At 70.6% G+C, this 12,604-nt stretch carries 10 protein-coding genes and 2 CRISPR repeat arrays; of the genes, 2 read left to right on the top strand and 8 right to left on the bottom strand.

Going from position 1 to position 12,604, the window contains the following annotated elements; genetic code table 11:
- Together FNQ90_RS03640 and FNQ90_RS03635 are read left to right on the top strand one after the other, a co-directional pair.
- Nucleotides 1-223 (top strand): hypothetical protein (locus FNQ90_RS03640; protein ID WP_182604932.1); only part of this gene is annotated, 223 nt, incomplete at its 5' end.
- Nucleotides 224-503: 280 nt separating this feature from the next.
- On the top strand, nt 504-1,199 hold the full coding sequence (locus FNQ90_RS03635; protein ID WP_182604931.1) for a phosphotransferase: 696 nt from the start codon (nt 504-506) through the stop codon (nt 1,197-1,199).
- 28 nt (nt 1,200-1,227) lie between these two features.
- A CRISPR array of direct repeats spans nt 1,228-2,522; the repeat unit is 30 nt; unit sequence GTTGTTACCCCTCGTAGGGGTGATGAGGAC.
- A 113-nt stretch (nt 2,523-2,635) separates the two neighbouring features.
- On the opposite strand, the gene cas2 is transcribed toward FNQ90_RS03635, so the two are convergent.
- The 8 genes from cas2 to cas6 are packed head-to-tail and all read right to left on the bottom strand — an operon-like array spanning nt 2,636 to nt 10,785.
- Nucleotides 2,636-2,899, bottom strand: a complete 264-nt coding sequence (gene cas2 / locus FNQ90_RS03630) for a CRISPR-associated endonuclease Cas2 (protein WP_182604930.1) — start codon at nt 2,897-2,899, stop codon at nt 2,636-2,638.
- 6 nt (nt 2,900-2,905) lie between these two features.
- Nucleotides 2,906-3,886: a CRISPR-associated endonuclease Cas1 gene (gene cas1, locus FNQ90_RS03625; RefSeq protein WP_182604929.1), complete on the bottom strand. Its 981-nt coding sequence runs from the start codon at nt 3,884-3,886 to the stop codon at nt 2,906-2,908.
- A 1-nt stretch (nt 3,887) separates the two neighbouring features.
- Entirely contained in the window at nt 3,888-4,385 is a 498-nt protein-coding gene (locus FNQ90_RS03620; RefSeq protein ID WP_323379760.1) for a CRISPR-associated protein Cas4, read from the bottom strand.
- Nucleotides 4,382-6,820, bottom strand: a complete 2,439-nt coding sequence (cas3, locus tag FNQ90_RS03615) for a CRISPR-associated helicase Cas3' (protein ID WP_182604928.1) — start codon at nt 6,818-6,820, stop codon at nt 4,382-4,384. Before cas3 ends, FNQ90_RS03620 begins: the two co-directional genes overlap by 4 nt.
- The gene (gene cas5 / locus FNQ90_RS03610) at nt 6,817-7,566 is read right to left on the bottom strand and encodes a CRISPR-associated protein Cas5 (RefSeq protein WP_182604927.1); all 750 of its coding nucleotides are present in this window, start codon (nt 7,564-7,566) and stop codon (nt 6,817-6,819) included. The genes cas3 and cas5 overlap by 4 nt, the downstream gene beginning before the upstream one ends.
- Nucleotides 7,563-8,588 carry a type I-B CRISPR-associated protein Cas7/Cst2/DevR gene (gene cas7i / locus FNQ90_RS03605; protein WP_182604926.1) on the bottom strand — a complete coding sequence of 342 codons (1,026 nt, stop codon included), beginning with the start codon at nt 8,586-8,588 and terminating at the stop codon, nt 7,563-7,565. The genes cas5 and cas7i overlap by 4 nt, the downstream gene beginning before the upstream one ends.
- Nucleotides 8,585-10,078 (bottom strand): hypothetical protein, encoded by a 1,494-nt coding sequence (locus FNQ90_RS03600; protein ID WP_182604925.1) that lies wholly within the window; start codon nt 10,076-10,078, stop codon nt 8,585-8,587. The genes cas7i and FNQ90_RS03600 overlap by 4 nt, the downstream gene beginning before the upstream one ends.
- Nucleotides 10,075-10,785 carry a CRISPR-associated endoribonuclease Cas6 gene (cas6, locus tag FNQ90_RS03595; RefSeq protein WP_323379759.1) on the bottom strand — a complete coding sequence of 237 codons (711 nt, stop codon included), beginning with the start codon at nt 10,783-10,785 and terminating at the stop codon, nt 10,075-10,077. The genes FNQ90_RS03600 and cas6 overlap by 4 nt, the downstream gene beginning before the upstream one ends.
- Nucleotides 10,786-11,348: 563 nt before the next feature.
- Nucleotides 11,349-12,379: a CRISPR direct-repeat array (repeat unit 30 nt; unit sequence GTTGGTACCCCTCACAGGGGCGATGAGGAC).
- Nucleotides 12,380-12,604 lie beyond the last annotated feature (225 nt).

The following is a 12,604-nucleotide window of genomic DNA, read 5'->3' as shown; positions in this document are numbered from 1 at the left end:
TCCCTCACCCCCGCCCACCGAGATGACGGTGGCGGTCACCCACGCCACCGTCCGGAAGCACGACGTGCTCCTGGTGGGCGACCGCCGCTGGCAGGTCGTCCGGGTAACCCGCAGCCTGCACGGCACACGGCTGGACATCGCCACGGGCGAGCGCCTGTGGCTGGTGGAGGGCACCGAACTGGCAGCCCTGCGCCGCACCACACCCACCGGAGCCGTGCTGTAACCGGCGGCCCGATACGCCCGTCCGACACCGACGGCCATCCTCTGCCCAACCCTGCCGGGGGCTGCGGTAACCACCACCAGGAGGAGAAACATGCGGAACGATTGTGGCCACGACTGGGTGCCCTGGAGCGGCGCGCAGCGCTGCCGGAAGTGCGGAACCACTCAACGATGAGGGCACTGCGATGCGGGTGATGTGGGAGGAACTTCCGACTCCGGTACGGTCCGCCGTTGAGCGGCGTCTCGGCGGTCGGGTCACGATCGCCGAAGCGATCGAGGACGGTTTGACCGCCGCGTTCATCGCCCGACTGCACACGGTCGGCGGAGGCGAGGTGTTCGTCAAGGGTGTGCCGATCACCGACGGCGATGGGCACGCGGCGCAGTTGCGGGAGGTCGCCGCCGGGGCTCTCGCGCCTGCGGTGGCACCCAAGACGCTGTGGCACTTCGAGACCTGCGGCTGGCACGTGCTCGCGAGCACGGTGGTCACCGGCCGGTACCCGAGCCTGGCCCCGGGGTCACCGGATCTGCCCCTGATGGCGGACGCGCTGACGATCGGCCGGTGCCGCATCCCCGCCGGGGCCCTGCCCTGCTACGCGCAGCGGTGGGAACGCTGGGGCTCGCGGAAGAAACTGGTGCCGCTGCGGGGCGGGTGGCTGGTGCACGGGGACGTTCACCGGCACAACGCACTTGTGGACAGTGCTGGTCGCCGGGTGTGGTTGGTGGACTGGGCTGCCGCCGCGAGAGGGCCGGCGTGGCTCGATATTGCCGACACCGGAATTCGGTTGATGGAAGAGGGCCACGACGCGGCGACCGCCGTGCGGTGGGCCCGCACCGTCCCGGCCTGGCGAACCGCCACGGCGGAGGCACTGTCCGCGTGGTGCGAGGTGCGCTGCCGATCCTGGACCGCGCGCATCGGCGCACGGGACTCCGAGCCCTCCAACGCGAGGCTGCGTGCGTTCCTCGCGGCCACTGTCGCCTGACCACCCCCAGCCCGCAGGGCAGGGGGTGGTCGTTACCCCTCGTAGGGGCGATGAGGACCCCCTTTGCGGTGCGGTGGGTTACTCGTCGTCTGCCACCTGCTGTTACCCCTCGTAGGGGCGATGAGGACCCGGAATAGATCCGGGACATGCCCATGAGCGAATTCGGTTGTTACCCCTCGTAGGGGCGATGAGGACACCTTGCTCGTCCACTCCGGCCGGAGGGAGGACGTGTTGTTACCCCTCGTAGGGGCGATGAGGACACCGGGGACTACCTGGAGATGGTCCAGGCGCACATGTTGTTACCCCTCGTAGGGGTGATGAGGACCGGTGGCGCGCGGAGGATCGGTAGCGCGATTCGAACGGTTGTTACCCCTCGTAGGGGTGATGAGGACATCAACATCCCCGCCGCAACTCGACGAGGATCTCATGTTGTTACCCCTCGTAGGGGTGATGAGGACCGTCGCGATCCTCCGCTGCCGCACCTGCCACGCCCACCGTTGTTACCCCTCGTAGGGGTGATGAGGACATGGGATCCTCCCTGACGCCCGTCGAGATCACCTTGTTGTTACCCCTCGTAGGGGTGATGAGGACCCCGCCTGCTCAGTCTGGACCTGGCGATGACCCACTTGTTGTTACCCCTCGTAGGGGTGATGAGGACGCTGGCACGCCCTTCTCGCCGACGTGCCGGCCACCACGTTGTTACCCCTCGTAGGGGTGATGAGGACTCATCGGCCTTGTGGACGATGAGCGCGCAGCGGAGCGGTTGTTACCCCTCGTAGGGGTGATGAGGACCGTGAGCTACACCCCCACCCAGCTCGCCGCAGCAGCGTTGTTACCCCTCGTAGGGGTGATGAGGACGTGCGTGTCATCCTCCCGCCCCCGGTCGACAAGGCCGGTTGTTACCCCTCGTAGGGGTGATGAGGACTCAGGTGCGGGCCGCCCGCGCCGCGATGCCCGGGCTGTTGTTACCCCTCGTAGGGGTGATGAGGACACGCGGCTGCTCGCGATGGTCGCCCGCCGCCTGGGGTTGTTACCCCTCGTAGGGGTGATGAGGACCGGTGCCGACCTCCAGCCGGAGAGCGGACCGGCACCGTTGTTACCCCTCGTAGGGGTGATGAGGACCTCTCCATCATCTGGGAGTGCTGGACGGCGGAGGTCGGGTTGTTACCCCTCGTAGGGGTGATGAGGACCCGCGCACCCGGGCTTCCTCGGCGCGCTCGGCGGCCGTTGTTACCCCTCGTAGGGGTGATGAGGACCGCCGGTAAACCGGGCCCACTACGCAGCCGCGAAGCGGTTGTTACCCCTCGTAGGGGTGATGAGGACCCCCATTGTGAAGGTCCAGGTCAGGCGCGGTCCAGGCGTCGGGATCGGAGGCGGTTTTTCAGCGAACCTCCGGTAGTGCACGAAACCCCGGAGAGTCGCTGAAATCCGGGCTCTCAGAGTACGTCCGTCGGCATCGCCTGGACCGCTCCCCACTCCATCCGCACCGGGGTGGTTCCCGGCGGGAAGGTGTAGACGAGGACGTTGTCGTACGAGAGGTCCAGGACCGATTCGACCTCGGCGCGGAAGCGACGGAGTTGAGCGTCGCTGAGTTGTCCCTCGAAGACGCTGCGCTGCACGTGGTGCAGGTATTTGCGGCAGGTGCGGAGGATGCGGGCGTTGCGTTTGGCGTCGGTGTCGTAGACGACGACCACGTGCATCGGTGCTCACCACCAGATCCGGAACGGCTTGTACGGGGTGCCCTCCAGGCAGTGCCGGGAGAGGGAGAGGGCGTCGAGGTAGAGCAGTTCGTCGTAGGCGACCGGCCGGTTGAGCGTGCGGTGGGCGACCGTGGTGGCGAACTCGTCGCGGACGGTCTGCACGACCAGCTTGCGCCCGGTCTCACTGAGCATCGCCTGGTTGACCCCGCTGTCGAAGTGCGTCGGCTTGAGTTGTTTCCGGTTGGCCATGCGCAGCAACAGGCGTTCCGCGAAGAGCGGCTTGAACATCTCGGAGAGGTCGAGGACCAGCGAGTGTCGTTGGCGTTCCATCGTGCTGTGCAGGAAGGCGAGGCCGCTGTGCAGGGCGGTGAGGCGGACGGCGGTCAGGGTCCTGGCGTAGACGATGCCGTTGACGTAGCTGATGAAGGCGTTGCCGGCATTGGCCGGGGGCTTCCGGGATCGACCGTGGAGTTGGAGCCAGTCGGGCAGCTTGGTGTCCAGCACTTCCCAGGCCGAGCGCCGGAAGGTGCCCTCGACGCCCATCACCGCCGTGGGCGTGGCGGCCTCCGGGAGGGAGGCCCGCAGTGTCTCGTACGGGCGGGCGAGCAGGGAGCGGTCCACCACCCGCCGCACGTTGAAGGCGGTCGCCTCGGCGATGGATCGGGCGATGGCCAGGGCCGCCGCCGGGTCGGCGGACAGCCGGGCCTGGGCGGCGACGGTCTCCCCCGAGGTGTTGACCTCCGAGGTGAGCAGGGAGCCGGCGTAGTCGCCGTAGAAGCTGAGGAAGTGGACGTTGATCCGGTTCCGGTTGAGCAGGGAGATGACCGAGGTGTTGATGTCGGTCTCGGCGCAGGCGACGATGTCGCGCACGTCCGTCACCGGGACGTGTGCCCGGCGCCCGGCTTCGAGCTCGATGACCAGCGACTGGTCCTTGCGCCGGATGCGGCAGGGGCCGGTCAGCCAGTAGGTGCGGGTGGCGGCGGGCATCTCATTCCGTCCAGCAGTAATCGGTGAACGAGCAGCCACGGCAGCGGCTGCGGGCGAGTCGGTCCGGCGAGGTGGGGCGTGCGGCCACGGCCAGTACCTCGGCGATGTCCCGTTCGGCCTGTTCGGCTTCCTCGGCGGTGTAGGGGTGGCGGGCCGTGCGGCGGGTGGAGGGGTAGTGCAGGATCGCGCCCTGCGCCTCGACGCCGACGCGGCGCAGCCGGTGGCAGTAGTGGCGGCCCTGGGCGCGGTCGGCCTCGGTCGGTCTGCCGGAGGACTTCACCTCGTGGACCCACTGTCGGCCGTCCACGAAGTCCAGGCGCGCGGCGCCGAGATCCACCGGTGTGCCCCGGGCGTAGGAGGTCTCGTGCACGGCCTCGCCGACCTGCACGGCGGAGTTGAGGTGTTCGGGGCGGATGCCGCGCAGGTAGAGCCAGAGTTGGCGGGGGCAGTGGTACAGGTACTTGATGTGGACGCCGCCCACGTCCTCGGCGTCGATCACAGCACCTCTCCCGGTTGGTAGGAGGACTGGGCGCCCCGGGTGTGCACGGCGGTCAGGCCGAGGTGTTCGTCGTACTCGCCCTGGACGACGTGGACCCCCAGTCGCCGGTCCCACCCGGCGGTGGGGCCGGCCCAGTGGGGAAGGGGGATCAGCAGATCGTCCGCGAGCAGGCGGCCGGCCCGGCGGTGGGCGGAGCCCAGCGCCTCCTCGTACGCCTCCCGGTCGGTGTCGAGGATGGCCTCGGTTCCGTCGAAGAGTTCGTCGAACCTTCCGGCCAGGCCCGACCGGTCGTCGAAGGGCCGGTTGAAGCGGAGGAAGGAGGAGGCGAAGCTCTCCCGCTGCTCCTCGACCTGCTTCCGCCAGTGCTCTCCCCACTCGCTCGCGTAGACGCGGTTGAGCCAGCGGGTGGCCTCCGCCTCGTTGGCCGGCTTCCCGTCGTGGTCCCGGAGGATGTCCAGGCCGAGGGTCACCGGTTCCCGTTCGTAGACGCCGTCGGCGAAGACCTCCTCTCCCCTCGCGGCGTCCTGCTTGCCGCGGCGTTTCGTCCAGGCGGGTTCATGCACGATGACGTCGGCCGGTGGACGTGCCGCGACGCGGTTGACCCGGCCGAACCGTTGCAGCAGGGCCTCCAGCGGCGCGGCCGAGGTGAACAGGACGTCGAAGTCCACGTCGAGGGAGACCTCCACGACCTGGGTGGCGACCAGCAGTCCGCCCCGTCGGGGGGCGAGGCCGGTGCCGAAGCGCTCGCGCACCCGTTTCTCGATGGCGCCGCGATCCCCGCGCCGGAAGCGGGAGTGGAGGAGGGTCGCGGCGTCGGGGTCGCCGTCGTTCGCCTCGATCGCGAGGGGTGCCAGCGTTTCGAAGAGGTCGATGGCGTGCGCGACGTTGTTGGTGACCACCAGGACCGCCTCCCCGACCCGCAGGCGTTCGCCGATCTCCTCGACCGCAGGGGCGTCGGTGAGGTGGTGCCCCCGGACGCGGACGCGGTGGCGGTAGGGCAGGCCGATATCCGGGCAGTCGATGAGGTGCGGGGCTTCCCCCAGTGCCTCGCCGACGGCGTCGGCGAGGGCGTCCGGCAGGGTGGCCGACAGGACGGCGACGCGTCCGCCGAGCTCCTTCCACAGGCCGGCCATGGCGAGGACGTAGCCGAGCCGTTGGGCGTCGTAGGCGTGCAGTTCGTCCAGGACGAAGACGGAGTTGCAGCTGTCGAGCAGCACGCCGGCGTTCTCCGGGCCGGCGAGGGCGGACCGCAGCAGTTGGTACGGGGTGCCGACCCGGACCGTCTCCCGGAACAGTCGGGTCGCCTCCGCCCGGGCCACGGCGCGCGCGGCGGCACCGGCCCGCGCGGTGTCTCCGTCCTCGGGGGTGATCGCGGTCGCGAGGTGGTGGGAGGCCGCCCGGGAGTGTGCCACGCCCACCACCTCGCGGTCCCCGAGGAGGTCGCCGAGCCGTTCCGTCATGGCGTTGATGGAGGCCAGGTACGGCAGGGTGTAGTAGAGGCGCGGGACCCCGCCGGTGTCCCCGGCGATGTCCCGGGCCTGCCGGGCGGCCCACAGCAGGGCCGCCTCGGTCTTGCCGCTGCCGGTGGGGGCGCGCAGCAGGAGGTGGCCAGAGTGGTCGGCGGCGCGGAGTTGGTGTTCGCGCGGGGTGCGGCCCCGGGCGGCGAACCCGTGCTCCAGCCGTTCGCGGAAACCCTCCCCGATCGGCTGGTGGGAGTGCAGGTCGCCGTGGGCGGAGGACAGGCGGTCGGCTGCCGTCACCGCGCCCTGGAGCAGCACGGCGGCCAAACCCTCGCGGGGGGCGGCACCACCCATGACCCAGCGGTTGAGGACCTTCTCCATCAGCTCCCGGCTCAGTGCGTGCAGGTCGTCCTCGGCGAAGGGCGCGACGTCGCCCGTCGCCACCGGGAGGGAGGACTTTGCCGCCGTGGCCCGCAGCCACTCCAGGAGAGCGGTGGGGGCGCCGGGGGTGATCCGGTCGAACCGCTCGCGCAGGTCCGAGACCTCGTCGTTCCCGTAGAGCCGCTGGATGCCCCGCGCCTCGTCGTCGCGCAGCGGGCGGTGGTGGGTGAGCACGCCGAGGGCGACCCATTCGAGCAGCGCCGGGTCCGCGATCAGCGGGGGCAGGAACCCGAGGGACAGCACCTCGTGCCGCTCGCCCCAGGTCTTCGCGCGCCCGCACACCATGTCCTGGAAGCCGCCGGGGATCTTCCCCGCGTCGTGGCAGAGCGCGGCCAGCGCCACGGCCTCCTCGAAGGTGCCGTTCAGCGGCCCCTCCACCGCCGTGATCCGGCCGGTGCGGGCGCACAGCGCCTCGGCGGCGCGGAGGGTGGCCCACAGGTGCTCGACCAGGGTTTCCGGTGGTCGGCCGCCCCGGGCGCTCTTCGCCAGCAGACGATCCAGCGGCGGGGCGACCGGGCCGGTGGGAAGGTTCACCCGGCCGCCTCCCGGCCGGGGCGCCGCACGGTCGCCGGATGCGGGGAGGGGAGCGGGACGACGGCCCGGCCGTCGGCGGTGGACCAGCTGCCCGGCACCGGATGGCGCGATCGGCCGGTGTGGTCGAACCGGAAGGTGCCCCAACGGGTGGCGTCGCGCTCCGGCGTCACCGCGCAGGGCATGCGCAGCTCCCGGCCGGCCGCCGGGTCCAGGTCGGGGGTGTGCACGGCCAGGGCCGCGCCCAGGTGTCCCGGCGTCTCGTACAGCGGCACGGTGTCCTCGGCGATCGTCAGGCCGATGAGGTCCTGGCTGCGTCCCAGCCGCAGCGGCCACCGGGGGCGCCGCAGGCGCCGCCGCCACAGCTCCGGGTCGTCCCACAGCCACAGGCACAGGGTCACGTCCGCCAGGAACTCTCGGTTGCGGGGGGCGGGCTGCGCGGACCCGCGTCCGGGCTCCAGCGGGTGGTACGTCTCCAGGTCCACGCCCGTGCCACCGGCCCGGAAGGTGAACGCGAAGCCCAGCTCCTCGTCCACCCGGTCCCAGCCGCCCGCCGCGGCGGCCAACATGCCGCCGACCGTCGCGGGCGACGGGCACGGCAGGGTGACCTGCACGCCCGAGTAGAGCGGGTCGCGGAAGGAGACCACCGGCGCCGTGACGGTGACCTCCAGGGCCCGGGCCGCGACGGTCGGGCGGGCGTCGCCGGCCGCCGTGGACGCCACGGCGGCCGTGTCCGCGATCGGGCTCATGCGGGCCGGTCCTCGAACCAGCCGTCCAGCTCGCCCTCCTCGAAACGGCGGGCCAGGTCGCCGAGGACCGTCCGGGGGTGGTCCACGACCAGCCTCCCCGCCTCCATCAGGTCCTTCAACTCCCGCTTCACCCGGTCCCGCTGGTCGCCCAGGAAGCCGGGGGCCCAACCGATGGAGACGGGCCCGTCGATCTCGTCCGCCCAGGCCGCCATCTCCTCCCGCAGCACGTCGGTGTCGAAGTAGGGGGCAGCCTCGCGGGGGACCACGATGCGGGTGAACGGGTTGACCCCGCCCTTCATCGGGGCGAGCAGCACCAGGGCGGGGGTGCGGTCGCCGTAGTGCAGGGACCGCTTGGCGCCGCCGCGCAGCGAGGCCAGCGCCCGCAGCAGCACCGCGACCCGGCGGCGGCGCTCCTCCAGCGGCAGCCGCACCGAGGCGTTGCCCCGGAAGGTCGTGGTCTGGGCCCCGGCCTTCACCGCCTCCTCGGCGGCGGCCTTCGGCATGGCGACGCGCAGGCCGCTGCCGTCCGTCTCGAAGACCCCGACCCGGGGCAGGTCCAGCAGCAGGTCCCCGGCCAGCACAGCGCTGTACAGCTGGTGCTGGTGGATCACGGGGTGCTCACCGACGGCGAACCCCCGGCTCATGGTGCCGAAGTCGGTGGTGGGCCGCTGCGGGACGACGGAGACCAGGGTTCCGGTGGCCAGCACGGTGTCCCGCTGGTAGTTCTCCTTCTTGACGGCGACCATGTAGCCGAAGAGGTCGTCGTCCAGGAAGTGGTCCGGGCGGCCCCGGGTGTACGCCTGCTGGTTCTTGCCGCTGCCGCTGCGCGTCACCTCCGAACGCGGCTCGCCGGCCGGGAGCGAGTCCCGCAGCCAGCGGCGGAACGCCTGCGCGGAGACGTACGGGTGGGTGTCCCGGCCCACCCGCAGGCTCTTGACCACGCCGATGTTGTCCTCGCCCTCGCCGTTGTTCGGCGCGCCGGCGTTGATGTCCTCGACGATCTTTCCCACCAGGAACGTCATCGCTCCCCCTCCTCATCCGACAGCAGCTCGTTGTCCTCGTCGTTCGTGTCCCGGTGGAGTTCCTTCACGGCCTCCTCCGCCCGGTCCCCCTTCAGGTGCCAACCGAGCCGGTCCAACTCCTCCAGCACACCGACGAGGAGCAGGTCCCGGTGCAGCCAGGCCCGGGAGTTCGGCGACGGGTCGAGCAGCAGGAGGTAGGCCCGCTCGCTCACCAGAGGGCCTTCGAGTTCCTTCCTGACGCCGTTCTCGGAACCCTCGGGGTCGAGACAGGCCCACTTGATGCCCTCGCTGGTCAGCCAACGCCGCAGACCGGCGGGCTCCCGCAGGTGCATGCGCAGTTGTTTCAGCCCCGACCAGCTCTCCTCCTTGCTCAGCCGGTACGCGAGTTTGCGGGCGACCGCCCGGATCTCGGCGAGGTCCTTCTCCTGCACCTGCATCACCTTCTCAGCGAACGTTCTCAACAGCGCCGACAGCGACCGGCGGTCCTCGCGCAACTCCGGCACGGCGGCGGCCCGCAGCAGCCAGCGGGCGGAGGTGCCGAGGATGCGTTCGGGGGCACGGAAGGCGTTGCGGCCGAGCGCGACGTACCCGGAGGTACGGGCGGTGGCGTGGGCACGCACCAGGACGCGGAAGCCGGGGCCCGCCGCGTGCCGACCGCTCAGCCACTCCGCCAGCGGCTGGTCCAGGTGGTGGCGCTCCAGCACCTGGCCACGGTTGTTGTTGTTGAAGACCAGCAGGTCCACCCCGGCCCGCAGCGGCTCGGCGTAACCGCGCAGGGCCTTCAACGCCACGACCTCACGCGCGTGCTCCCTCGCCGGGGCGGCCCCGGTCGCCGCGACGCCCGTGTTGAGGTCCGCGCGCCGACCGACCGTGTACGCGGTGAACCTCTCGTCCCAGCTGTGCAGGGCGGTGGAGGTCCCGCCGGTCAACTGGCTGCCGTAGGGCAGAGCGCGGAAGCTGCACAGACACGGGTGACACAACGCGGTGCCCTCGTGCCCGCGCGGCGTGGTGTTGCGGTACGCCTGGCTCTCCGCCAACGGCATGTCCTGCTTGCCGTACCAACCCACGGCCCGACGCCCGCAAAGCGCGCAGTCGGCATCCGGCCAGGTCGCCGGGTCCGGCAGGGAGAGCCACCGACGGGTGGTCTCCTGCACGTCCCGGGCGGTCTTCGGCTCGCCCTTCTCGTTCTTTCCCTTGTAGCGCCCGGGGTGGTTCATCGGGGCGTTGGGGAAGAACGAGAGGCTGGCCTTCTGCCAGAACCCATCCGGAGCCTTGCTCTCCCGGACGGAGGCGCGGACGGCGTCACCGGTCATCCGCTCCACGGCGGTACGGAAACGGTCGGTGGTGAGGTCGGCGGGGGTGGACTCCTCCACCAGCGCCGCCAGGGCGTACGCGCCGATCCGCTGGAGCGGGTGCGGGGTCAGCGTGAGACGGTACTGCTCCGGCACGTCCGGGGTGGTCTCCGTGACGGGCGATTCGGTGGGGCTCATGCGGCGATCCATCCGAACCCGGCGGAGTTCCCCTGGCCCAGACCCCAACTCCACAGGGCCGCCAGCAACTCCGGATCACCGGAGAGCGTGACCTCCACCGTGCACCCCGGCTTCATGCCCTTGCCCACGGGGAACGACCGCTTGGGACCGACCCGGCCGACCGCCTCCAGCTGGACATCCGGCTTGAGACCCAACGTCTCCGCCTTGCGCTCCAGGTTCCGCTGCACGTACTCCGGCCAGCCCGGGTCACCCGGCAGCAGCCAGTCCTGACGGGTGACGCGCTCGCCGCTGTCGTCCCGGCCCGAGCCCTTCATCAGCACGGGGGTGGCGGTGCGGAAGACGGCCCGGCCGGAGTCGAACGACGGCGGCTCCCCCGCCTTCAGGCCGGTGACGCGCAGCGCGACCCCGCCCCAGTCCAGCAACTCGCGACCCGCCAGCCCTCGCGCCAAGGGCTCCAACACCTCCGGCAGCGGACTGCCGATCTCGATCGTGCCGGGGCCACCGGCCGTGTAACGGCCACGCTTGCGGGGCGCGCGGGGGAACACGGGGGCCGAGTACCCGAACGGGACCATCCGGTGAGGGCCCCAACCGCCATCGTGCAGGCGGGCGCCGAGGTCGGCGGCCTGTCGACCGAGCACGTCATAGACGAGCGAGCGGCCCGGCGCCAACACCTCCGACCAGGGAATCACCCCCGCCGTCGTGGTCACGGACAGCGTCAATCGCACCGCAGATCACCCCCCAAAGATGTGAGGGCCCGGACTCGGCACCCTCGCGGCCCGCACATCAAAGCATCTGATGTCATGTGATGTGGGCGGAAGTTGGGAAATCGGTTCCCTGCCCCATGCACCGATGATCGTCCGACCACCGCGCACCTCCCTCCAGACGGGCTCCGCTTCTCCCCCGGAACCCACGCATGCCGAAGACTGCCAGGAGGGTCTGACAATGCGCGCACGGAAGGTGGCCCTCGGTCAGAAAGGCATGGGAGAACTTCCCGGACGTACCGCCGCTCAGCGCCCGAACTCGGCACATCAGCCCAGGGCATCGCGGCCCGACATCGTGCTGGGAAGTACCTCGGCGCCCGGTGTGAGGGTTTCGCGACGTGCTCCAGAGCGAGAACAGACCAACAAGGACGGCCCGGTAGCGGGCTCTCCCCCTGCGGTGGGCCCGCAAGAACCACCGAAGCCAGCCCGAGGGGTCCGCCGGATGCTTAACCCCTCACAGGGGTGATGAGGACGACGGGCATCAGTGAGTACAACGGCCTCAACACCGTGTTGATACCCCTCACAGGGGCGATGAGGACGCGTGATGGGACTCTTCCGCCGCCGCCACGAGTGGTTGGTACCCCTCACAGGGGCGATGAGGACCCGAACCCAAGAGGAGAAGCCACATGGAAGCGCGCATGTTGGTACCCCTCACAGGGGCGATGAGGACTCCAGCGGCAGACCCTCACCCCGCAGCACATTGCGGCGTTGGTACCCCTCACAGGGGCGATGAGGACTCCAGCGGCAGACCCTCACCCCGCAGCACATTGCGGCGTTGGTACCCCTCACAGGGGCGATGAGGACCGCCGCGCAGCACACCGCCCCGGGTCTGGGGCTCCCGTTGGTACCCCTCACAGGGGCGATGAGGACCCGCGAGACCGGGCAGCGAGGTGACCGGTGAACACCGTGTTGGTACCCCTCACAGGGGCGATGAGGACGGCAAGAAGGTCCAAGCAAGCGGAGGGAAATTCCTCGTTGGTACCCCTCACAGGGGCGATGAGGACCACCCTGGCCGACCAGACCACGGCGGCCGCCGTCGTGTTGGTACCCCTCACAGGGGCGATGAGGACCTGTTCCGCCAGGGCCTGATCGAGGGTGTCGTGCCAACGTTGGTACCCCTCACCGGGGCGATGAGGACCCGTGACGGGCCGGGCCCATGCCCGCACCCTGCCTGCGTTGGTACCCCTCACAGGGGCGATGAGGACGCCTGGGACGCACCGCCGAACGCTGGGTCCGTCCCCTGTTGGTACCCCTCACAGGGGCGATGAGGACAGGCCGCCCCACTCGGCTTCCAGTCGCTCCAGCTCCGGTTGGTACCCCTCACAGGGGCGATGAGGACCCGGGCCGTGGCCCTGCGCGTGGGCGGGGAGTGAGCGTTGGTACCCCTCACAGGGGCGATGAGGACGCGGCGGCTACATCTACCACGTGGCCCTGTACTACGGGTTGGTACCCCTCACAGGGGCGATGAGGACTCTTTGCGTTCCGGGGCGCTACCCCCGCTCGGGCTCCCGTTGGTACCCCTCACAGGGGCGATGAGGACCCCATTGTGAAGGTCCAGGTCGGGCAGCGTCGAGACGCCCAAACAAGCGGCGGTTTTTCAGCGGACCTCCGGTTGTGCACGAAACCCCGGAGTGTTGCTGAAATCCGGGCGGCCATCGTACGTCGGGCGGCAAGGAGTTCGCCGCCGGAAGCCGACGAGCCCCCCACGCACGGCGGTGCCCGCCACCTGTGGGGGAGGTGGCGGGCACCGGGGTGTCTGTCTCTT

It is taken from the genome of Streptomyces alkaliphilus (genome assembly GCF_014141535.1).
Lineage (GTDB): Bacteria > Actinomycetota > Actinomycetes > Streptomycetales > Streptomycetaceae > Streptomyces > Streptomyces alkaliphilus.
Note: the sequence above shows the minus strand (reverse complement) of the source record. Positions and strands in the feature narration are given on the sequence as shown.

Excerpts from the sequence above, each read along its gene's own strand:
- cas2 (WP_182604930.1), bottom strand. The coding sequence starts at position 2,899 with ATGCACGTGGTCGTCGTCTACGACACCGACGCCAAACGCAACGCCCGC.
- FNQ90_RS03600 (WP_182604925.1), bottom strand. The coding sequence starts at position 10,078 with ATGAGCCCCACCGAATCGCCCGTCACGGAGACCACCCCGGACGTGCCG.
- cas5 (WP_182604927.1), bottom strand. The coding sequence starts at position 7,566 with ATGAGCCCGATCGCGGACACGGCCGCCGTGGCGTCCACGGCGGCCGGC.
- cas7i (WP_182604926.1), bottom strand. The coding sequence starts at position 8,588 with ATGACGTTCCTGGTGGGAAAGATCGTCGAGGACATCAACGCCGGCGCG.
- cas1 (WP_182604929.1), bottom strand. The coding sequence starts at position 3,886 with ATGCCCGCCGCCACCCGCACCTACTGGCTGACCGGCCCCTGCCGCATC.